Origin of the sequence: Blastopirellula marina (assembly GCF_002967715.1) — a bacterium.
Lineage (GTDB): Bacteria > Planctomycetota > Planctomycetia > Pirellulales > Pirellulaceae > Bremerella > Bremerella marina_B.
In genome coordinates, this window is record NZ_PUIA01000026.1 from 178,480 (window position 1) to 199,793 (window position 21,314).

Annotated in this window: 18 protein-coding genes; 4 read left to right on the plus strand and 14 right to left on the minus strand. The window is 54.7% G+C overall.

From position 1 onward, the window contains the following. The first annotated feature begins 49 nt into the window (after positions 1–49). Positions 50–2,212, plus strand: coding sequence for a hypothetical protein (locus C5Y96_RS08990; RefSeq protein WP_105352231.1), 2,163 nt, complete (start codon positions 50–52; stop codon positions 2,210–2,212). Positions 2,213–2,216: 4 nt separating this feature from the next. Continuing rightward, positions 2,217–3,329: a bifunctional diaminohydroxyphosphoribosylaminopyrimidine deaminase/5-amino-6-(5-phosphoribosylamino)uracil reductase RibD gene (ribD, locus tag C5Y96_RS08995; protein ID WP_199188660.1), complete on the plus strand. Its 1,113-nt coding sequence runs from the start codon at positions 2,217–2,219 to the stop codon at positions 3,327–3,329. On the opposite strand, the gene C5Y96_RS09000 is transcribed toward ribD, so the two are convergent. The 13 genes from C5Y96_RS09000 to C5Y96_RS09060 all read right to left on the minus strand — a co-directional run bounded on the left by C5Y96_RS09000 (position 3,326) and on the right by C5Y96_RS09060 (position 18,114). Further along, positions 3,326–4,591, minus strand: coding sequence for a sialidase family protein (locus tag C5Y96_RS09000; protein WP_105352233.1), 1,266 nt, complete (start codon positions 4,589–4,591; stop codon positions 3,326–3,328). The two genes, ribD and C5Y96_RS09000, sit on opposite strands and share 4 nt — an antisense overlap. Before the next feature lie 51 nt (positions 4,592–4,642). Then, a complete protein-coding gene (locus tag C5Y96_RS09005; RefSeq protein ID WP_105352235.1) occupies positions 4,643–5,959 on the minus strand; it encodes a DUF1501 domain-containing protein in 1,317 nt (438 codons plus the stop codon). Between the two features lie 65 nt (positions 5,960–6,024). After that, positions 6,025–8,172 carry a DUF1549 domain-containing protein gene (locus C5Y96_RS09010; protein WP_105352237.1) on the minus strand — a complete coding sequence of 716 codons (2,148 nt, stop codon included), beginning with the start codon at positions 8,170–8,172 and terminating at the stop codon, positions 6,025–6,027. Positions 8,173–8,588: 416 nt separating this feature from the next. Further along, on the minus strand, positions 8,589–9,692 hold the full coding sequence (locus C5Y96_RS09015) for a PRC-barrel domain-containing protein (protein ID WP_105352239.1): 1,104 nt from the start codon (positions 9,690–9,692) through the stop codon (positions 8,589–8,591). A gap of 359 nt (positions 9,693–10,051) precedes the next feature. Next, positions 10,052–10,189 carry a Rho termination factor N-terminal domain-containing protein gene (locus tag C5Y96_RS09020; RefSeq protein ID WP_158261150.1) on the minus strand — a complete coding sequence of 46 codons (138 nt, stop codon included), beginning with the start codon at positions 10,187–10,189 and terminating at the stop codon, positions 10,052–10,054. A gap of 112 nt (positions 10,190–10,301) precedes the next feature. Then, positions 10,302–10,466, minus strand: coding sequence for a hypothetical protein (locus C5Y96_RS27310; RefSeq protein WP_158261151.1), 165 nt, complete (start codon positions 10,464–10,466; stop codon positions 10,302–10,304). Positions 10,467–10,813: 347 nt separating this feature from the next. Beyond that, complete coding sequence (locus C5Y96_RS09030) at positions 10,814–11,242, minus strand: hypothetical protein (protein ID WP_105352246.1); 429 nt, start codon at positions 11,240–11,242, stop codon at positions 10,814–10,816. Between the two features lie 139 nt (positions 11,243–11,381). Beyond that, positions 11,382–12,086 (minus strand): AIM24 family protein, encoded by a 705-nt coding sequence (locus C5Y96_RS09035; protein ID WP_105352247.1) that lies wholly within the window; start codon positions 12,084–12,086, stop codon positions 11,382–11,384. An 83-nt stretch (positions 12,087–12,169) separates the two neighbouring features. Then, complete coding sequence (locus tag C5Y96_RS09040; RefSeq protein ID WP_105352248.1) at positions 12,170–12,826, minus strand: RNA polymerase sigma factor; 657 nt, start codon at positions 12,824–12,826, stop codon at positions 12,170–12,172. Between the two features lie 153 nt (positions 12,827–12,979). Further along, positions 12,980–14,071 carry a hypothetical protein gene (locus tag C5Y96_RS09045; protein WP_146115582.1) on the minus strand — a complete coding sequence of 364 codons (1,092 nt, stop codon included), beginning with the start codon at positions 14,069–14,071 and terminating at the stop codon, positions 12,980–12,982. A gap of 199 nt (positions 14,072–14,270) precedes the next feature. After that, positions 14,271–16,325, minus strand: coding sequence for a serine/threonine-protein kinase (locus C5Y96_RS09050; protein ID WP_105352250.1), 2,055 nt, complete (start codon positions 16,323–16,325; stop codon positions 14,271–14,273). A 92-nt stretch (positions 16,326–16,417) separates the two neighbouring features. After that, positions 16,418–17,008: an FHA domain-containing protein gene (locus C5Y96_RS09055; protein ID WP_146115583.1), complete on the minus strand. Its 591-nt coding sequence runs from the start codon at positions 17,006–17,008 to the stop codon at positions 16,418–16,420. Between the two features lie 251 nt (positions 17,009–17,259). Then, positions 17,260–18,114: a hypothetical protein gene (locus C5Y96_RS09060; RefSeq protein ID WP_105352253.1), complete on the minus strand. Its 855-nt coding sequence runs from the start codon at positions 18,112–18,114 to the stop codon at positions 17,260–17,262. Between the two features lie 606 nt (positions 18,115–18,720). Here C5Y96_RS09060 and C5Y96_RS09065 point away from each other — a divergent pair. After that, complete coding sequence (locus C5Y96_RS09065; RefSeq protein WP_105352254.1) at positions 18,721–18,924, plus strand: hypothetical protein; 204 nt, start codon at positions 18,721–18,723, stop codon at positions 18,922–18,924. A 28-nt stretch (positions 18,925–18,952) separates the two neighbouring features. Here C5Y96_RS09065 and C5Y96_RS09070 read toward each other — a convergent pair whose 3' ends face one another. Then, positions 18,953–19,945, minus strand: coding sequence for a DMT family transporter (locus C5Y96_RS09070; protein ID WP_105352257.1), 993 nt, complete (start codon positions 19,943–19,945; stop codon positions 18,953–18,955). 97 nt (positions 19,946–20,042) lie between these two features. On the opposite strand from C5Y96_RS09070, the gene C5Y96_RS09075 reads away from it, so the two are divergent. Beyond that, a complete protein-coding gene (locus C5Y96_RS09075; protein ID WP_105352259.1) occupies positions 20,043–21,206 on the plus strand; it encodes a CinA family protein in 1,164 nt (387 codons plus the stop codon). Positions 21,207–21,314: the final 108 nt, after the last annotated feature.

Here is a 21,314-nt window from a genome sequence, read left to right on the forward strand (position 1 = left end):
CGAATACGCAATTGCGAACCATCACGAATACTCACCAACGGAAGTCGGCATGACTATCGACGCTTACGCCTATCCCCCGTGCGGCACCAACAAGAAGATCAAGTTCTATTGCCCAGACATGGTCGCCGATATCGAAAAAATCGAACGCATGCTGCAAGGCGAGCAGCGGGTGGCCTGCCTGGACTTCGTGCGCAAGATGCTGGAAAAGCACCCTGACCACTCGGTGCCGCTGTTCTACAACGCCATCTTGAACCTTCAGCTTTCCGACGAACACAAGGCTGAAGAAGCGGTCAATCTGTTTCTGGAAAAGCACCCTGAAAACCCAGCTGCCCACGCCTTAAAAGCCACGTTGGAAGCCTCGCTGGGCAAAGGGGATGAAGCCATCGACGAGCTTCAAACGGCCCTCGAAAAGACAGAGGAGCGTCTGCACCCATCGCTATACGATGCCTTCGGCGCGGTCGGCCAGATGCTATTGATGACCGGCAAGGTGCTGGGTGCCCGGAGCCACTTCACGCTGCAGTCGAACCTTGCTCCCGACGACGACAACATGCCCATGCAGATGCTGATGCGTCTGAACAACGCACCCGAGATTCCGATCTTCCTGAAGCAAGATCTCTCGTTGGCCGAATGCCCGGCTGACTTCCCACGCAAAGACGAGTTCAACAAGGCCCTGCAAGACGCCGCCCAAGGTTTGTGGCGCAAAGGGCTCAAGCAGTTCGAGGACCTTCGCGCCGGCGCCCCGCGCAATCCGGCCATCCTGGAAAACATCGCGGCTTTGCAGTTCAGCCTTGGACAGGACGATGTCGCCGCGAAGACGCTGCACACCTATGCCGTAGCCGAACAGCGCAACGACTTCGAAACCGCGACTGAAGCGGAAGCATTGGCCAAAGCACTCACCGATCAGGACGAAGCTCAGATCGATGTCGTCAACGCGTCGATGTCCATTCACGAAATGGAACCGCTACTAGAAAAACTGCGAGTAGACGAACGTTGCGAGCACCTGCCGATCGACCTTTCGCAGCTGGGCACCGAAGAATCGCCACCACCGCGAGCCGCCTACCTGCTGTTGGACAAACCACGCGCAGCATCCGGCGTTGACATCACGCTGGAAAATGTCTCAAGCGTCCTGGGCGAACTTCTCGTATTCGGTAAAGAAACCGACCGACCGGCACGAATCGAGTTCACCTCGGCCAAGGGACCTTCGTTCGACGAAGCGATCAGCACGCTCAAGGAGATCTGCGGCGACACCATCGATTCGACGGTCAGTGAAGACGTGCAAGGACGCATCTTCGCCCTGCAAGACCTGATGAACTGGCAGTGGCGTCTGCCGGATGACACGCCCAACGAAGTCCGCACTCGCCTGATGACCGAAAAGCGGCGAGAGGTCATTCTCGAAAACTGGGTCAACTTCCCCCTCCAAACGCTCAATGGCAAGACGCCTCTCGAAGCCTCGAAGGATACCGAACTCCGCCTGCCACTGGCCGCCGAAGTATTGACCTTAGAGATGGTCGGTCAACAGGAAAAGTGGAAGTTTGATTTCTCCGAGTTGAAAGAAAAGCTAAGTCTGCCAACCGCCGGGACGCTGCCAATCGAAAACCTTGACGTGCTCAACTTACCGATCACGCGCCTGCATCGCTTGCCAGTTTCCGAGCTTTCGGATCAGGACTTGATTCAAGGTTACGGTCGTAGCGTGATCCGCGGACTGAACAAAGCAGTCGAAATCCTGGCCAACGAATTACTGGTTCGAGAATCGCTGAAGGGTCAGATCGATCGTTCACAGCTTTACGGCGAACTTGCACGAACAGCCACCGACAGCGATCAGGCTCTTGCGTACTTGAAGAAAGCCCAGGAAGAAGCCGTCCAACAGGGTCGATCCCCTGGCCTGTGGATGGTGGCCGAACTATCGATGCGGTTCGAGCGGCGCGAAATGCAGGAAGCTCAGATGCTGATGCAAACGCTGATGTCCAAGTACGCCCAGGAACCACAAACGGCCCAGGCACTGTTTGGGGTGCTGCAACGCTTCGGCTTGATTACGCCAGACGGTCGCATGGCTGGCATGCCAGCAGGACCACCTCCGGCACAAAGCGGACCAGAAGCAGGCGGTGGCCTCTGGACGCCTGGTGCCCCAGCCGGCCCGCCGCCACAAGCAGCACCACAGCAAGCCGCTGGCGAAGAGAAGAAGTCGGGTCTCTGGCTGCCAGGAATGGACTAAGCCTATGGCAATCGCCGACGACGACCAACGATTCATGCGGCGAGCGCTAGATCTCGCCGAGCGGGGACGCGGCTTTGTTGAACCCAACCCCATGGTCGGTTGCGTGATCGTCAAAGATGGTCAAATTGTCGGTGAAGGTTTTCATGAACGTTTTGGCGGCCCCCACGCGGAAATCAACGCGATAGCCAGTGTCGGCGGTGCTTCGCTCGAAGGAAGCACTGTCTACGTGACCTTGGAGCCATGCTGCCATCACGGCAAGACGCCTCCATGCACCGATGCTCTGCTGAAAGTAAAACCGGCGCGGGTTGTGATTGCCATGCAAGATCCCTTCCCGAAAGTGCAGGGAGGTGGCATCCAGATTCTCGCCAGCCATGGAATTCAGGTGAGCGTCGGAGCTTGCGGTGACGATGCGGCTCGCCTGAATGCTCCGTTTGCCAAAGTCCATCAAAAGGGAAAGCCATGGGTGATCGCCAAGTGGGCGATGACCCTTGATGGCAAGCTGGCCACGGCCAGCGGCAGCAGCAAGTGGATCAGTGGCGAAGCAGCCCGAGCGGAAGTGCACCGGATCCGGGGCCTGTGCGACGGAGTGATGGTGGGCAGCGGCACGGTGAAGTTGGACGATCCTTTGCTGACGACTCGCCCGCATGGTCCTCGGATCGCGGCTCGGATTGTGATCGACAGCCAAGCTACGCTCGCTACCTCGAGTCGATTGATCGAGACCATCGCCGAAGCACCGGTAATCGTCGCGGTCGCCGAATCGGCTCGTTCGGAACGCCTGGAACGTCTGGCACATGCTGGCTGCGAACTGGTCGTTTGCCAGGGGAGTGACCACGCTGACCGGATAGAGCACTTTCTTCGCCAATTGGCTTCCCGCGGCATGACCAACGTGCTGGTCGAAGGAGGAAGCCAGTTGCTGGGCCTATTGTGGGACACGCAGCAAATCGACGAAGTCTATGCGTTTATCGCACCAAAGATCGCTGGTGGAAGCAACGCGATCAGCCCGATCGGCGGTCATGGCGTATCGAACATGGAAGAAGCGACCAGCCTGGTACGGACCGATCTTCGGTCATACCAGGAAACGATCTGCCTGCACGGGTTCACCGATTTCTCACTTTAATCCTTGGGATTCAACTTCCCTGGGATCATGATCGGCTGCTGCAAACGCGAGCCATCGCTGACAAGCTTGCCGGCCCGAATGTCGGCTTCGGTGAATTTGGCGAAAAGGATATGCCCCTTCTTGCTCCGCTCCCAGTCATAAGAAATGTAGATCGAGCCGTCCGGTGCCTGAAAACCATCGGGGTAGGAAACGCCCGTTCGTTCATCCAACATCAAGCCACCGATCCAAGTTTGCCCCTCGTCGTCGGATAGCCACGCCGAAAGGTGACTGCGTCCGGTGTTCGAGCCGATCGTCTTGCCATGCTTCACCAGCAGCCAACTTCCTGAGGCCAGCTTACGCAGATGAAACCGAGCTGCCGGGTGCTTGATTTGCGGAGGAAACACGGGCTCTGACCATGTGGCTCCCATATCGTTGGAAATCGTGAGCATCGCGCCACGACGCGTTCGTGCCAACATCCATAACGAACCATCTTTCCGCTCGATCGCACGATGTTCGATCCAATCAGGCTCGGGAAACTGGACATTGCCGCGACGCGTCCAGGTTTCTCCTTGATCAGTCGAGACCAGGATATTCGCTCCACGAATCGGATCGAGTTCATGAAAGACGCCTGCCGCAAAGGGACCGATACCTTGGCTCTGCAGCAACTGGGCAAAGACGATCCATTCTCCCTTCGAGTTCACCATTGGCTTGTTCAGCATCGAGCCATCCCAGATTCTTCGCGGCTCGGTCCATACAAGTTGATCGGCATCAGGGTTATCGCAGCGAGTACACCACAACCCCCCTCGCCCATCGAAATGATTCATCGTTTGATCGAAGAAGAGCCACAGCCTTCCCATAGGGTCAGTCCATAAATTGCCGATAATTACGGTCCGCGGAATCGGCAAATGTTTCTTGCGACTATCAATCACCAGAACCGGGTCACTCCATGTGTGCCCATCATCGTCACTTTTGGCAATTAGCATGTATGACTTCGGTCCATCTTCTTCGCCGATCCAGGCCGCGAACAAACGACCTTTCGGCGTGCGTTCAATGCCGATCGTCATTCCATAGTGAAGATTTCGAACGTGATACTCTTCCGCTGGATTCGTATTTATCCGTGGTGGCAAGAGTGCGAGATCTGCGACTTCGCGCAGCGTGGCCAACTCGCGCTCGCGTGCCTCTTCAGGAGAAGCCTTACCGAGATCGACAATCTCGTCCGCGAACATCTCACAGGGCAACAAGAACGAAACCAACAGCGTTAACAGCGCACATTCACGCAGCATAATTCACCGATGCTAATCACAGGGAGGGAGTAAGGCGGGCAACTACTTCAATCAGAATAACTCGTGGATCACTTCGCCACCTTTGACCAGCGCCAATGGCTGGTCCTGATCGGTGACATATTCATCGTGTGGATTCATGCCCAATACATGACAGAAGGTCTGGAATAGATCCTGCACTTCGACGGGGCGGTCAGAGACACTAACCCCTTCTTTATCGGTCGCACCGATCACTTGTCCCATCTTTACGCCACCACCAGACAGACACGTAATCCAACCGTCCGAGTAATGCTCGCGACCACCGTCAGGCTTGAATTTGGGAGTTCGACCAAACTCGCCCATCCAGACAACCAACGTATCTTCCAGCATGCCACGTTGTTCAAGGTCTCGCAGAAGCATCGCGTACCCCTGGTCGACTCCATTGGCCAGTTTGGGGTTCTCGTCCCAGCCGTTCTTATGCGTGTCCCACCCTTGATCGCTGACGTTCCCGGTGCTGAAGACTTCAATAAAGCTGACGCCTGTTTCCACGAGTCGGCGAGCCAGCAAACAGGCCTGACCGAATTCGGTACGACCGTAGGCATCACGGATGCTTTCAGGTTCGTTGTCGAGCCGAAATGCTTCTAGCTTTGGGCTGAGCACAAAACGCTGTGTTTGCTCGTAGATCTCTTGCTTCTCGCTCACACGTTGGGCACCGCCACTGATGGCGAACTGTTCATCCAACCGGGCCGACAAGTCTAAGCGACGCCGCAAACGCTGTTCAGATACGGTCGTTAAAACATCTTCGGGAAGCGTCCCGGCCTGATCGATTTTGAACGACTCGTATCGAGGACCAAGCACGCCGCTATTGATGTCGCGAGTCGTGATACGCGGCTTGCCAATTCTCACGAAAGCAGGCAGGTCGTACGTTGGGTCAAATCGTTCCCGGGCAACGACGCTCCCCCAGGTCGGATATTGAATAGAGGGATTGATTGGGTAGCCGCTTCGCACGAGCTTGATGGCCCGGAAGTGGTCGCGTTCGCCGCTCTTCATGCTGCGAATCAGGGCGATCTTGTGCATCATCTTTGCCGTTTCCGGCATGTACTCGGCGATGTGCACGCCTGGAAGGGAGGTCGCTATCGATGTCGCAGGGCCTTGGTACTTCGAGCCAATCTTCGGATTGAATGTTTCGAACTGGCTTGGCCCACCATCCATCCACAACAGGATCATTTTCTTGCCGGTCTTACGTAATTCGCTCGCCCGGGCGATCATCATATCGCGCCACGACAAGGTCAACGTTCCGGCGGTGGCACCAATCATCAACTGCTTGAGGAATGCACGGCGGTGCGAGACACCATCTCGTCCGGCAACCAGATTCCAAAATGGGCGAATCATTTCTTATCCCTCAAGATCATTTTCGGTCTTGCATCAAACGTTGGGCCACCGCAGCAGAGCAATGCCTATTTGCGTGTGGTAAATTCAGCCGTATTCAATAGCGCCCACAGAAGGTCCTCGAAAGCTTCGTCTCGCGAAACTCCGCCCTGAACGTAATCGTAGGCAATCTCCAGCTCTTTATCCGCAGGAGCCCGCCCCAGAACGTTGATGTAAAGACGCTGAATCGCCTGGCGATCGTCAGGGGTTTCGTTGAGTAGCTTGGCCAGTTTCGTCTTTTGATCGTCCCCTGCTTTCACTTGATCTTGGAGCTGACGATTGTTCATCAGGAACATGGCCTGCTGCATCGTTTGGGGACGGAACTGTTTGCCGAGGGATGGATCATAGCCAAACACATCGTTCACAATGTCCTTCGTGCTTTTAGGAGGCGGAGGGAAACGCATCTCCGCAGTCGGCTTCATCTGCTCCCCTTTCACGTTGGGAAGTTCGATGGCCGTTTCCAAATTTTTGAAGACCACATCCCCCCGCATCTTACGCAACTCGGCCGATGCGAGTTGCCCGACGACTTCATCCGCCGAATCGAGCTCGCGCTGGTAAGCTTTGGTGTTCAGGATCAATCGGAACAATGGCTTGGCGTCGTACTCGTTGGCCACGAAGTGCCCCGCGACCGCGTCATGAACCGATGGCAAACTCGGGAAACCTGCCTCTTCCGAGATCTCGTCGATCGGATCGCAGAAGGGTTGATCCATTAGGCGTTCCCAGGCTCGGTTGACGTAAGCCTTGGCAAACAGGGCGTTGTCAGGGCTGACAACCCATTTCGCCAGCGTAACCCGGCGAGAGACGTCGCTGATACCTTTTTCAAGCTGATCGCCTGCGAACACGGCAGGCATCATTGTCTTGTTCGTGTCAGGCATCTTATGCTCGCCGGCATCCTTGCTGCCAACTTCGATTTCGCCGCTATCGTTCCAGGGTAGTTTGGCATTGGTACGCACGAAGAAAGCCGCCATTTGGTGGAAGCGTTCCTGCGGGATGTCGACAAATGGGTGATCATGGCACTCGGCACATTGGATTTGCGTACCGAGAAAGATGCGAGTTGTTTCACCGGCCAGACGCGAGGTACTTGCCTGATGGAAACCTACGAAGAACGCAGGGGGATTGTCTCCGACCTTTCCGGTGGCAGTCAGGATGCGATAGGAAATCTCGTCCCAGCCCGTACCTTCGTTCATTTGCTGGGCCATCCAGTCCTGGAAGATCTGATAATCCAGAAAGGTCAGCTCCGGCTGAGGAATGCGATAACTGAAGACGTCGCTCCAGTAATTGCCCCAGTTCTTGCCGAACTCCGGACTTTCCAACAAGCGATCGATCAGTAGCGACCGCCTAGCGGGGTTTGTATCCGCGAGGAAATCGGTACGCTCATGCTCGGTCGGAATGCGACCAATCACATCGATCGTCACGCGGCGCAGAAACGTTTCGTCGTCAACGATATCGGTTGTTTTGTTCAGATTGGCTTCGCGATCGATTAACCGATCGAGTTCATCCGAGGTCAGCAATCGAGCGTCGGTATCTTGGATGCGAACGAATGCCGGTGCGGTTTCCGGCTTCGGCTTTTCCTTCTCCTTCTTCTCCTGCTTGGGCTCAGGATCTTTCGTGGCAAGCTTCTTTCCCACGGCATCGAGCTTGGCAATCTCGCTGACGGGAACAAACAGTACCGCATCGACAATCACGATTCCCTGAGCATCTTTATCCGAGATCGCAACGACCGCGTCTTTCTCAGAATCGAAGTTGAATTCACCGAGCGAGTGAAATACCGACGGCCCTTGGGGTGCTTGCCGTTGATTCACCGTAAGCTTGGCATCTCCTTCCGCATGTTGAATTTCAACGGGAGCCGATGCCGCTCGATTGCTGTTCGCGTTGTAGGCCAGATAAACGCCATACTTCCCGGAAGCAGGCAGCTTCTGGCGGAAGGTGATCGTTTTGCTGATCGCGGCTTCCTCTCGACCGGGAACTCCACTGTGTACATAGCCTTCGCCTATGTACGGCTTGCTATGCACCGACAACTGCCAAGGCCCCATCAACTGTCCGGCAGAGTTATCCAGCAGAATGCCAGGTAGCGGCTTTGTATCCAGCGAGTCGGCCGCGCACAGCACGACCGGTAAAAGGAGAAGCAGGGTGATACTCGCGATGCGAATCCGGTAACCGTGAGGTGGCAGCCGCATAGGTTCGCTTTCCCATCAACAGTGGTGTGAAGGTATTCGTCCCCGAAGGAGGGAGAAAGGTAGGAACTGTTGAGTGTAAGAAAAAAACAAAAGTAAGGTCAATCTAAAAGTGATAGAGAATCTTTAGCATTCTTCATAAGGGGGCATCATGACCCTTTATTTCAATCGTAGTTACGACCAGTGAGGAGTTGCAGCGACTTTAACGACAAAAGCCCAGAGTCATGGCCCATGACTCCGGGCTTCCATCGGGGGATAGCCCCCGTGTTCTCCACCAATCGCGTGGTTCGAAAAAGCCAAGCCTTGAGGGAAAGCATTCGAAGAATGTCTCCCCCAAGGCGTTGGCCCAACAACCACTTCGCAAATCCATCTCAGGTGTGGTTAGTAAGTACGTCCATGCGAATCGTTCCTCCGCTGAATTATTCAACATCCACTTCAGCATCGATTCCGTTTCCGGGGACATCGTCGTTAACTTCAATGTCTACACCAGGAGCTTTGATGTCAGCATCGATGGCCGGACGACTGTCATCGCCCGGGCGGCGGTCGTCGACTCGATTCGCCTGGCCATCGAAGTTTGGGTTTGCCTGCTGTGGCCAATTGTTCTGGTCAAATCCCTTGGCCTTCTCCAACGTTTCGGGATTGGCATTGAGAACCAATTGATTGGTGTCTTCCTGGGCATTGTGTTTCAAACGGAAGTTCTTCCAAGCCACGGCGTGCAAATGATCACCGATACCTGCGATGCCACCAACCGAAAGGGCAGCGTAGCGGATATCGCCATTGGACATGTCTACCATCAGGTCATTAATCGTTCCCAGCTTCTCGTTGGCGTTGTTGACGACGGCCATGCCAATCAGATCGTCTGCACGATGGACGGCCATCGAGTTGTCCTGGCGGTCGCTACTGCGATCTGCGTCGCGGTTTAGATTCACGTCGACATGGACTGGACCAGCTTTGATGTTCACTCCACCTTCCCGATCGGCATAGTGCTTATCGATGGCTTGAGTAAATTCTTTCGACGCCATATTCGGCCAGTGGTCGGCATCGAATCCTGGTGCCTTACGAAGCATCTCCTCGTTCAGGTTCAATAGCAGAACTGCGTCTTTGTCCTGGGTAGCTGGGCGATGCTCGAAAGCTTCAAACGGAACCGCAAAAAGCTTAGACCCGAGACCGAGAAACCCACCATAGGAGACGGCAACGTACTTAACGCGGCCTCGATCGGTATCGATCACAATGTCGCGAACACTTCCTAGTTCTTTACCAGCCTCGTTCTGAATGCTCATGCCTTGAAGTTGGCTGGCCCGCTGTGCAAACGTCCTCTGGGAGGCATTGTCCACGGTTGTCTTGTCAGAATTGATGTCGGCAGAAATCACCGGCTTCTTTGCTTCCACGTTGGGTGCCGGAGCTTCGGTATTCGGTTCCGCGAAAGGATCGGCAACTGGATTGTCATCAGCATGTACGAATGAGGTGATGCTTCCAGCGGCCATTAGGGCAGCAGCAACGACTGCAGGAATGGTGCGCAACATAAAACCTCTCCTTGAACTGTTGTGGCAGATGGTTGAAGGAGCGTCCGCTTACTTCTGCCAAACGTAAAGCGACGTGCACTGGGGAAATCACCTGACGAGGGCCTGACAGTCTCAAGCGTTACCGCCTCCTCGACAAAGCGTTTCGATAGAAACATAGCCATGCACGTGCCGTTCCAACCTGATGAAAACTTTTGATTCACTGGGCAACTCGTTGCCAATTCGGCAGATGGCAGCCAGGATTTGATTGCGTGAACTCTCTGCAAGTCAGACTTGCTCGATTGAGTTGGTTCGAACGACAAAAGCCTGGTCGCTGAACAACCAGGCTTCTGCCGTTTTCGTGTGAATTCTGTCGCAGGCAATTACCAACGCCGTCGGATAACACAAATAAGTTCTTCTTTGTGCATCAGCTTACTACGTCCCCGGATACCCAATTGGCTCGCTAGTTCACGGAGTTCTTTGACCGTATGTTCTTCCAGACGCTTTTCCGCGGTTGCCATGGAAGAATCTTCAACTTCCATATTGGCGGTTTCTGAATGTTGCATCGCAGTTGTTGACATAACGTGTTCCCAGCGAGAGTTCGTGATACAGGCGTGAGCGACTACGGTCGCGCTACAAGATCACCCAAATTCGAAGCGCGATGCCGGTCAGCATGAGCAACCCAATTGAAAGCCAAAAGATACGGTCTAACGTCATCGATTCTCGGTGACGATCGACGGCTTCTTCGGGGTGTCGTTCCGAGTGGATCGCATCGACTGGATCATTCACAGGAATCATGAAGGATCCGTCCGGCAAGGGCGGTTGAATCTGGTTCGCTCTCAAGCAAGCGGACTCGGACGTGCGATGCATCTCGAGGTTACTCATGATGACAGGCTCTAGCGCTGTTCTATGTTCCATTTCCCGACTAAATCGCGAGCGAGCCCGCTTCGGGGAAGATCCGTGAATCACGGCTTTGAGGAAACCATAGAATGCAAGCACTGTGCCAATTCACGGCAAGTTGGAAACAAGCGTGCTACTGGGGCAAAGAACACCCGCCAGGCACCTAAATGAGGAGTGCCTGGTAAGACAAAGAGATCTGAGCGGTTCGCTTTCGCTCAACGTGAGCGTTCGACGTGCAGACTTTGTCACGCTTCTTCTTTGCGAAGACGCCCTACGCTCGACTGAAAATACTTCCTGCGGCGGGTAGACTGATTCTCTTGTTCCGCCTTCTGATCCGATTCTTCCGATGCTTTAATGAGATCCGCTAAATTTGCCGCACAGATTCGGCAACCGATTTGTTCCAGATGAAACGTGACGTAAGTGGCTTCTTCTTCGGAAGCGATGACCCCCAAAAGATATTGCTGAAGCTGTGAACGCGTGGGACAGGTAATCCGGTGACGCCGCCAGATTTCGCCCAGACTATGCACCCCGGCATCACGACGCGAAAGGATCTCTAACAATTTCGCTTTGAGTTCCGGCTGGTCACGGATCTGTTCCTCTACCAACGAGGCCTCTTCGACCGCCAACTCTTCGTTCAGGTACGCCTCTAAATCGGCATTGGTCAACGTTCGCATGAATCCAGTCTCTTCCCAATTTGAACTGTGGGATACGTTGGTTGAAAGCAATTCGTATCGATGGCTATCGTCCAACCGCCCCGGCTGCCGGTAACTTGGACCGGCAGCCATTTTTGTACAACTTCCAGACAATCGAAGACTAACCGTCGACGTGGTATACCTCTTCAAACGGCTGCACGACGACGAATCCGTTGCCGATGAATTCCATCTGAAACGATTCGCCGCTGGACCGACCGATCAGCGTACGGAACGAGATGTCGGTCTTGAAATTTGGCTGCAGGTTACCACTCCAAGCGACCGTGGCATTCGGGTCGGTATAAACGGGCTGGTCTGGGGTAACGACCAATGTCAGTGGCTCGTAATGGGTTGTGATGGCAACCATGCCGGTCCCCCTAAGAGTCATCTGAAACAGACCGCCGGCCAACATCGATGAGATCCGCTTCATCATCTTGATGTCCCAAGTGACGCTGTCCTCAAAGGCCAGAACATCGTTGGCATTGACAACGATCTCTTGATTTTCCAAACGGAGGATCTGGATCTTCTTGCCGAAGTCCGCCAGGTAAACTTTGCCCGTTCCACTGACCTTGGTCAGGCGTGCACCTTCCCCTGTGACAGCCTTTTTGAAGAAGCCCCCCAGCCCCTTATCGAACATCCCTTCTCGTTCAAACTTCATGTTGCCCAGGTACGAGATCATCGACCCCATCTTGGTCCAGGCAAAGTTGCTCTTGAGGTTCACCTCCAGAATCCGTGGGCTTTCCATCTCAAAGAAGCCTTCGCCACGATCCCGTTGCTGGGTCTGCTCGACAAACTCACGAAGCGTGTAACGATTTTCTACTGCAGCCATCGTTGGTATTTCCCCCAGGTTCAGGTTTTGATGAGAAGATTTCGAGTCACCGTTTGCCTCGCGACTCTGTCACAAGTGTCTTGTTAAGTTGAGTATAGCTCGGGAAAAACTTCCTCACTCAGTTGTTGATTCTTGACGCTGCCACGAAGTTTGTTCGTAAAGTCGTGCTTGTAATTCGCGACATGCTGTTCGCTGATATTCAGTTGCGTGGCGACATCCTTATTCGCCCATCCACGCACAAACAGCAGTTCCATGCATTGGATTTTCACCCAATCTCCCCGTTCCTTCCAACGCGAGATCTGTTCCTGGATCGCTTCGACCAGGGCCTCTTCTTCCATCCGACGTCGTTCGCCGCTGCGTACCAGGCTTGAAGCCGGGCGGGCTGGGCCTTCGAGTTCCCAAGTATCCGAACTCGATTTCCCGCCCCCAGCAGAACTCAACGGAAGGGTTGGCCGTCGGCCTTCGCGACGCAGATGATCGGTGAGCTTGTAAGCACAGATCGCGAAAAGATAACTTTCCAGGCTGCGACGGCCGTCGTAGTTGGGCAGGCTATTCAGAAAACCGATGAATGTCTCTTGAACTACATCCTCGCTATGGGCTCGGCGGCGGAGGCGACTCTCGACGAATGCCAGCAAACGCCCCTCGTAACGGTCGATTAAATCCTGCCAGGCGTCTTCCTCGCCGTCACGAATGCGGCCAATGAGCAAGGCATCGGTTTCTGATACTCGTGTGGGTGACAAGGGGATACGGTTCCTTACGTAGCCGTGAAAAGTGTTCCAGTCTGCACAATGCGCGGCGAACCAAGTCGAGGTCGCCGCAACAAGCCGTTACGCCAGGGCGCACCGGCAAAGCCAATGGCATCCGTCGGTTACGTCAAATGCAGCTATTCCACTTTATAGCATGGGAAAGGATCGGACGAAAATCACACCTGCGGCAATCAAACCACCCAAAGCAGCCACACTGCCAGCAGAGACCAGCGCGGGAGAGATTCGCGAACCTTGACCGGTAAGCGACATGCCAGCGTAAAAGATGGACATCAGCCCTAAAAGGAACAGAAAGCCTGTCCCGATGTAGACAACCCTGCTGATACGCTGCTGAGCATACCAGAATTGGCGAATCTGCTCCTGAATCGCCGGATCGAATTTGAGAAGCGAATGCCACTGATGCATAACCCCAAACGACGGCGTTAGCTCTTCCTGATACGATTCCATGGCAACGGCCTCCTTGATCGTAGCGAGATCGTCGCCGATCAATGTCGGGGCATCATCGCTTCCGGTCAGTTCAACCGCAAACTGGTCGATGGCCTTGCTAATCTCCAAATCCAACGCGCGGCGGCAATCCATCCCCCGATCATACGGACCAGAACTTACCGCGACGTAGTACGTTTGGTCGTGTCCCCAATGAGGCTCCTGCTCGACCCAACTGGGACGACCAGGTGGAATGATCTTCGACGGATCTAAATCGAGCTTGCCCGATTTCAGTTGATTACGAAACTCTTGATAGACGGAGCCAGCGAACTGGCCAATTGTTTTCCCGGTCGAAGCCGTTACCTCTTCAGGCGTCAGCGGAGAATCGATATGGCTCTCTGCCGAGACGGGCATAGGTCTGTCGATCTCGCCAGACATTTCAGTGACCGTTTTCTTAACACTTGGCCAAACCAGACTTTCCTTGCGAGCCGAGTTAGCGCCTATCGGTGCTCGCGCAACGGTCTCGCCATATTCCACTTCGCTATACGCGGGAACTTCCATGGGAAGTGTGGTCGCCGATTGGACTGTGGTGTGGCTAGTTCTAAGCATCCAGAACCCGCTACACAGTAGCATCAGCCCCAGCAGAACGGCCGCTCCTAACCCGGCAGCGATTTTTCCGCCATGCTTGCCAGCCAAAGCGATCAGCAGAATCATGATGCCGACGAAGCCGGCAAACAGAACGCCCAATAACAAGAGTGCCAGAGGACTGATCGACATGTCAGGTGCTGTTTGTACCATGGGATTCACTTTACCTAGAGGCTAAGCGTTATTCGCCGTGCCTCATCGATTATTGGCGTCCCCGTGAGAAAATTGCGGCGAACACAATCACCAGCAAAAGTGCTCCAACCACCAGCACGCCAGCGCCGGCCAAGATCATGACCCAACTCATGGACACGTCCATCATCTTTCATCTCAGGTTCAAGGCAAAAAACAGAGCCTAGGGAGCTCTGCTGACCGTCGTCTCCTTCAATTCCTGTTCATACCGCCGTCGCTCGCTATCGCGTCGTTCCTGGCTTAGCCACGGAGCTGAAAGCTGAATTGTCGCGGCCACCGAACCGATCAACATGATGGCCCACGGTTGCAGGAAGGGCCAAAACGCCGTGAGGATACTCGCCCAGATGACGAAGACGCCGGTGTTCCAGATACTCAGCCAATTGCTTCGCAGCGGGTCGGCCAGTTTCCACCAGCGCGGCACCAGGAAGGCCAGCCCGAAGAACATCATTAGCGCTCCGATCGACGACTGCTGGCCCATCGCAAACCACGGAGCCTGCATATCCATCGCTCCGGGGCTACCAGTGAAGACAAACATCGATCCGAACCAGGCTGCAATACCCAAACTCACGCCAATCATCATCATGATGATGCGGCGGCGCGTCGGATCGCCACTGCGGTCTTCCCAGGATTTGGAAGCGATCAACACCGCCCACGATGCCAGGATCGTTAGTCCCGTAAAAAACACGTAGGCCGGGCCAATCGTCAGGATGGCTGTCTTGGTAAACGCTGACTCACCGACCGAGATGGCCAGCAATACAAACGACACCAAGATTGCCGAGACACCACTGGCAATCAGTGAGCCCAGCAGTTCACGCACTTTCTCACGAGTCGGGCGGACGGCAATCGCGGCTCGCTCGCGATCCTTTCGCTTGGGATGCCAAACGGCATCTTCAGCAGCACGATGCTTACGCCGCATCGCTTCGGGATGATAGCGACCGCTGGCCCCCTTCTTATCCGGTGCAGTTGAACCGCCAGGCGTTTCGTCCTGCGTTGTGTTTACCAGCAAACGGATCAGCAGGTAGGCCATGTAAACCGCTCCACCCACAAACGCGAGTGGTACGATGAAGTGCAGGTTGGTCACGATGCCGAAGGCGATCGCCGCCAGCACGATGACTTTCACCGGCAAGCTGGTGTTGTTGTGATTCCACCAACCGCGAAAACGATCGACCATACCGGTAACGGCCTGGGCAATCGGTTCGTCATCCAAGGTCCCCTTGGCGGACGGAGCTTCGACGTAGCCAATCTTCGCTTTGACTTCCGACTGAGGAGCAGCCGCCGGCGACTGGCTCTTATTGTTCATAGGACGGGACGAGTCGACCGTCGACACGTAACCGACATTCTCCTTCAGGCCCAACTGCTCGAGCATTTCCTCGGCGCTGCTGGTTCGCTTATCAGGGTCCTTTTCGAGAGCCTTGGCGACAACACTTCGATAGGGTTCTCCCAGGTTGCCCAGGTCAGGACTCGCTGTGAGATGCTTCATGATGATCTCCTGGCTGCTTTCCCCCTCAAAGGGAACGCGACCAGTAAGCATCTCGAACAAGATAATCCCTAACGCATAGACATCGATCTCGCGGCCATAGCGTCCCTTGCCAATCTCAGGAGCCATGTAGTGGAACGTACCGACGCTCTCGGTTTGCCCACTACGACGACTGACCGAGATGAACTTTGACAGCCCGTAGTCACCTATTTTGACGGTGCCCTGATCGTTAAAAATGTTTCCCGGCTTGAGGTCACGGTGCACGATTCCATGGTCGTGCAGATAGTTGACGGCAGAAGCGATGGCCTTGAACCACGACAAGGCTTCTTCCTGCGGCATACCATCGGGATGACGTTCGACAATATCTTGCAGGCTATCGCCATGGACAAACTCCATCACGATCCAACCTTCGCCATCTTTGTCGTAGCGGATATCGTACAAAGAGACGAGGTGTGGGTGCTTGAGATTCAGGCAGTGCTTGGCACCACGCATTTCGATTTCGAGATTTCGCTGAATGTGCTTCAGCGCGACTTCTTTGCCTGACTCGGTCGTCGCGTAATAAACTTCGCCGAAACCGCCAGCCCCCACGCCCCGTTTGATGGTGTAACCATCTAACGGCGAGGATCCGCTTTTATAAGTAAACCGCATGGGGCTTTCTTTCGGTCTGGCAAATTTCGCAGGGCCGACTTCATCGTCCCCCGGTTGGTTCTCCGGGGTAATGGCGGCTGCCGACTGGTTCATGGTCTAGTCCCTGGCCAACGGAATTTGATAAGTATGCAACATCCTGTTCCCTCTCATCTGCAAACGAAGGAGAGGGGACAAGACGTTTCATTTCATGCCCGGCCTAGTGGCTCCAGGCAAAACGAAACCTCTTCTCCCTGGACCGTTTCTCCTATTCTGATCGAAGTCGCCGCCTGGGTCGAATCGCTCTGGAATAGGGGTGTCTTCGATTTCAAAAGTAGTTTACTTCCCTGCCGGTAAACGACCACATCGTGCTGCCACTGTGGACACACGATATGGTTGTTCGACTTGGGCCCCATTAGCAGCGAATCCGCTAACAGAACCACTCCATCGCAGGCCGGCTCGGTACGGTGCCGGCTAACGATCTTTAGCACGGCCGACGTGCTTAATGGGTGCGGCTGAGTGAACTGTAGCTTCACTCCTCGCCCCAAGGTCATCACATCGCGGTTCTTCAACAGCGACGGGCTGTCGACCCATTGGTCGTTGAGCTTGACCTCGGACAATGGCTCGACGATGTACTCGTCTCCGCTTCGTTTAATCGCCGCGTGGCGGCGACTGATATCTCCCATGATAGGAATATCAACCTGGGCGGAAGCCATGGCCTGGCCAATATTTATGCGATCGGCCAGCAGCAGCATATAGCCGCCGACCCCATCGATCCACATTTGCAGGCGGTCGCTCACATTCCCTCTTCGATACGCGAAATCTGGCTCAACTATGGACATTCGCTTTTGCTCGTGTTGGCTAATACTAAGTTTATCACACAAGCCCCCGCCCCTTCTGTATTCGCAAATCCGTTCAGATTCTTGCCCCTTTGCCCCTTTGGGGAGAGGGAACAGGAAAGCCGCGCGTGCTGAGATGGCTTGCAACTTGGGTAAAGCTGAAGCCATCTCAACGTCGCTGGAGATTTCCAAGGGTCAATCCGTGCCCTAGCCTAGTTCAACTGAGAAAGCTCAATTCGCTTGGTCAGCTTCTCGGCAGCCTTCGTGTCAACTTCGGCGAGTTCTTCTTCGTCCAATTCGATTTCCAGGCCGAAGTACGAGGCGACTTCATTGCTGATGTCGGTATCGACCTGTTCGTCCAACTGGATCTCGCCGGCCAGTTCGCCGTCGACATCGACCATTCGCTCTGCCACGTCGATGCGGGTCCGGATTTCGTCAACCAGACGCTTTGTCTTGGAAAGGTGACTGTCATCAAACGCGAATTTGCTCGACGTTTGGGCCACTTCCACCATCTTTTGGCGTGCTTCCAGGTTCTCGACATCGACTTCCAATTGTCGGCGAGCGGTCAGCATGCCGTCTAGCTTGGCACGGGCAGCTTCCAGGCCTTGTTCCCGAGCTCGTAGAATGCTTTCGAGTTTCACACGGGTAGCATCCTGCGTCTTGAATCGCTCGAAGCGGCCGGCAAGGTCGGTTTGCACGGCATTACGCGAGTACTCGTGGCCGGCGTAGGTGAAGTAGGTGCTGCCGGAATCGAGATCGTTCTTCAGGCGAATGATGTCCGCCTTGCTGGAGGTCAGCTTCTCTTCCAGATCGCCGACGCGCGATTGAAGCTTTTCGACTTCCACTTCTTCTTTCGCAATCAAATGCATGTTGCGACGAATTTCAGGAGTCAGGTCCTGAATCATCTTGCGAGCACGGTCGAGCTCAAATTCGACTGGCACGCTGTTTTTGACATTGTCACTCACACGACTAGCCGTCGTGGAGATGTAACTGTAAGCATCGGTCCCAAACACGAGCCCAGCCAACAGTGCGGCACCAACTCCGGTGCATGCGAGTTTCTTGATCATCACTCAACCCTCTCTGAAATAAACGGAATGACCCTCGAACTTTTCCTGCCCGGTACGGCTTTCCGGATCGTGAATAACGGCCATGACCGAGCGGTTAACTTGCAGGCATAGATAGGACTTCGCCGCGAATTTGCCGATCTTTGGTTTTTTTTCCCGTTTTTTGACATGCTGTCAGAGGGAACAGTGACGAGAGCAGAATTAGGCTAATTTGCTCCTTTCTCGATCAGCTCTAGCGAGGGGCAGGGCAGCTGGGCTCCGTCGGAATGACTTCCCTTAACGCGAGTGGTAAGTTGCAGTTCCCAACTGCAATATGCAATCGTTCGGAAGACAGTTAGGATGGCAGCCCGTGTGAAACTTGTTGATGAAAATGGCAGCCGTTGCCTGAAGACCACACAACTCACACTTCGGCTGCCCGCAAAGTGAATTGGCGCTGAAAAGCCCCAACTAGTTGATAAATTTCACCTTAGGAAAGAATCGCGACGCCCCATTAAGAAATTGTGCGAACTTGGCACCACGGTTGCGGTGTCATGTTGTGACCAGAAGCCGTCCACCTAAACGAGCACCTCTTCTTTCGAATTGCGGCTCGATCGGATAGGAGAAATTTCAATGGATCACTCGACGCCATTCAAGCTGGTTCAACAGCCACCGAAGACCCCGACCGGGAATTTTGTGGTCTACCAGTCTCTCCCCGCAGATTCCTTGGCACAGCTGTCTGATTGGATGGATCACGCGTTAGAGATCCTTGAAGAAGAAAACGCCCAATTCGTCTCGCCCAATTCGAGCCGAAAGCATTTGGTCAGCAGCCGTTAGGCCATCGCAACCATCTCCTAATAAACAACTATCGGCCGTCGTCGACGACGGCCGATTTTATTTCTTGCCCCTCTTCGGCCGGCTCAGGCCGCGGCCTGTCTCTCAGGCCCATCATTACCACGCCTAGCACCGTCAGCACCACGCCGAAGATTAGATTGATGCTGTACGCTTCATGAAACAAGACGACCCCAGCCAGCGCTGAAAGCGGATTCTGAAGCGAGTTCGCGGCATTCCCAATAATGACCGGAGCGTATCGAAATGACAACGTAAGCGCGACAAACGCAGCCGCGTTTAGAAGTCCCGCAATCACTAAAACGACATATTGGGACGAAGTCGTAAGAGAGATTTCTTCCAGCCCAGCCGTATAGAGGCTCAGCGGGCCAAGGATTGCCATCCCCACAGCGCAAATCACCGAAGTGGTCATAAACATGCTGACTTCGCCCGAAACACCCTTTCGAATGACCACACTCAGGAAGGCGTAGGAAATACCTGCCAACATTGGCGCTACGATGCCCGCGCCGATCAATAGCCAGCCAGACGTGTCTTCCACAACCGACTGAACGGCTCCTCGTCCGGCCAGGCTAAGAATGATCAGGGCCAGCGTCAGGGACGCTGTTCCCCAGCTTTGCCAACGGGTTAGCGATTCCTGCAGCAGCCATTTGCTGATCATCACACCGACCACGATCATCGTGCCCAGGCACAGTGGGACGCTCATCGCCACCCCCACGACACCGAAGCTCCATTGCAGCATGGCGTTGCCCAAAAGCTGGCTGATAATTGCTGCCACAATCAGAATGAAAATGGACGACGCCTTAGGCATAGGAAATCGCCCGCTACGAACCTGCCAAACGGCAATCGGAGCAAGCAACACCACCGTGGGTATCGCCTTGAAAAAAGAAACCCAAATCGGGTCGAGGTCGGTGAGCCAGCGCAAACAGATGTTCGCCAGCGAGTATCCCACCGCGGCAAGAACACCACAAATTAACCCTAACCAAGGATTCGGAGCAGTTCGCTGCGTCATAAACTAAAGAAGCAATCGGTCATGTGCCGCCTAAGTGTGGTCGACAGCCTTAGGTTTGCGGTCTATTCTTGCGGGGGTATGGGATAGGGAATGGCCAATGAAAGACACAATTACCCATCAACTGATTCGCCAACTTCATCGCTCACCATGGCGATTGGCAGCCGTCGTCACCGGCGGCGGAAGTGAAGCGTTGAGCCAACTGCTTAGCGTCCCAGGTGCGTCGGACACCGTTCTCGAGGCCGTCGTTCCCTACTCGAGCGTTTCCCTCGAAGACTTTCTGCACTTCAAGCCCACTCATTATTGCAGCCGAGCGACAGCCCAGGCCATGGCGATGAGGGCCTTTTTCCGTGCTCGCGACTTACAAAGTCGGATTTCTCCGGCAGATCTCGATGACATGCACCTTGTGGGGATTGGATGCAGCGCCAGTCTGCGGAGTCTACGCCCAAAGAAGGGGCAACATCGCGTTCATATCGCCGTGCAAACCGCCACCAGCAGCAGTATCGCCTCCCTCGTTCTAACTAAAGACTCACGAGATCGGGGACGTGAAGAAGATGTGGTTGCCGCACTGCTGCTGAACCGCCTGGCCGATGCCACCGGTTTTTCTGATCGAATCCCGCTGGATCTCTTGCCCGGGGAACACGTCGATGAAACGACGGCCAATGCCTGGCCTACCTGGACAGATCTACTGCTGGGAAAACGAACGGCCGTGTGCGTCCCCAAAGCTCAGCAGGATGCATCACTGGATTCGTTCAGTGGCGTCTTATTCCCCGGGGCATTCAATCCGCTGCACGAAGGGCATCAGACGATGGCCGAAGTGGCCGAAGAGATTACCGGTCACTCCGTAGATTTCGAGATTTCGATTGAGAACGTCGACAAGCCACCGCTCGATTTCTTCCACATCAAGTCTCGGGCAGAACAATTCGAGGCTCCACAGCGATGCTGGCTGACAAAAGCCCCGACCTTTCTCGACAAGTCGAAGGTTTTCCCGGAAGCGACGTTCGTCGTCGGTGCCGACACGATCGTGCGCATCGCCGAGCCTCGTTATTATCAAAATTCCACACAGCTTCGCGACGCGGCGATCAGTGAGTTTACGCAGCAGAATTGTAAGTTCCTCGTCTTCCCCAGGGTGGTCGGGGAAAGCTTCTTGACGTTCGATCAACTGAACCTGCCACCGGGGCTCGTCAATCTCTGCCAGCCTGTTTCTGCTTCTCAATTTCGCATGGATATCTCATCCACCGAGATCCGCACCGGCAGTTTCTAGCGAAACATTTCTCAATTCAGCCAAGCTTTGCAGCCGCAATCAGGAGATCTACCATCCCCCTGGAACTTGCCATCGTAATACTGTTGGACACCTGCGAGGGACTATTAT

Excerpts from the sequence above, each read along its gene's own strand:
- C5Y96_RS08990 (WP_105352231.1), top strand. The coding sequence starts at position 50 with ATGACTATCGACGCTTACGCCTATCCCCCGTGCGGCACCAACAAGAAG.
- ribD (WP_199188660.1), top strand. The coding sequence starts at position 2,217 with ATGGCAATCGCCGACGACGACCAACGATTCATGCGGCGAGCGCTAGAT.
- C5Y96_RS09000 (WP_105352233.1), bottom strand. The coding sequence starts at position 4,591 with ATGCTGCGTGAATGTGCGCTGTTAACGCTGTTGGTTTCGTTCTTGTTG.
- C5Y96_RS09005 (WP_105352235.1), bottom strand. The coding sequence starts at position 5,959 with ATGATTCGCCCATTTTGGAATCTGGTTGCCGGACGAGATGGTGTCTCG.
- C5Y96_RS09010 (WP_105352237.1), bottom strand. The coding sequence starts at position 8,172 with ATGCGGCTGCCACCTCACGGTTACCGGATTCGCATCGCGAGTATCACC.
- C5Y96_RS09015 (WP_105352239.1), bottom strand. The coding sequence starts at position 9,692 with ATGTTGCGCACCATTCCTGCAGTCGTTGCTGCTGCCCTAATGGCCGCT.
- C5Y96_RS09020 (WP_158261150.1), bottom strand. The coding sequence starts at position 10,189 with ATGGCAACCGCGGAAAAGCGTCTGGAAGAACATACGGTCAAAGAACTC.
- C5Y96_RS27310 (WP_158261151.1), bottom strand. The coding sequence starts at position 10,466 with ATGATTCCTGTGAATGATCCAGTCGATGCGATCCACTCGGAACGACAC.
- C5Y96_RS09030 (WP_105352246.1), bottom strand. The coding sequence starts at position 11,242 with ATGCGAACGTTGACCAATGCCGATTTAGAGGCGTACCTGAACGAAGAG.
- C5Y96_RS09035 (WP_105352247.1), bottom strand. The coding sequence starts at position 12,086 with ATGGCTGCAGTAGAAAATCGTTACACGCTTCGTGAGTTTGTCGAGCAG.
- C5Y96_RS09045 (WP_146115582.1), bottom strand. The coding sequence starts at position 14,071 with ATGGTACAAACAGCACCTGACATGTCGATCAGTCCTCTGGCACTCTTG.
- C5Y96_RS09050 (WP_105352250.1), bottom strand. The coding sequence starts at position 16,325 with ATGAACCAGTCGGCAGCCGCCATTACCCCGGAGAACCAACCGGGGGAC.
- C5Y96_RS09060 (WP_105352253.1), bottom strand. The coding sequence starts at position 18,114 with ATGATCAAGAAACTCGCATGCACCGGAGTTGGTGCCGCACTGTTGGCT.
- C5Y96_RS09065 (WP_105352254.1), top strand. The coding sequence starts at position 18,721 with ATGGATCACTCGACGCCATTCAAGCTGGTTCAACAGCCACCGAAGACC.
- C5Y96_RS09070 (WP_105352257.1), bottom strand. The coding sequence starts at position 19,945 with ATGACGCAGCGAACTGCTCCGAATCCTTGGTTAGGGTTAATTTGTGGT.
- C5Y96_RS09075 (WP_105352259.1), top strand. The coding sequence starts at position 20,043 with ATGAAAGACACAATTACCCATCAACTGATTCGCCAACTTCATCGCTCA.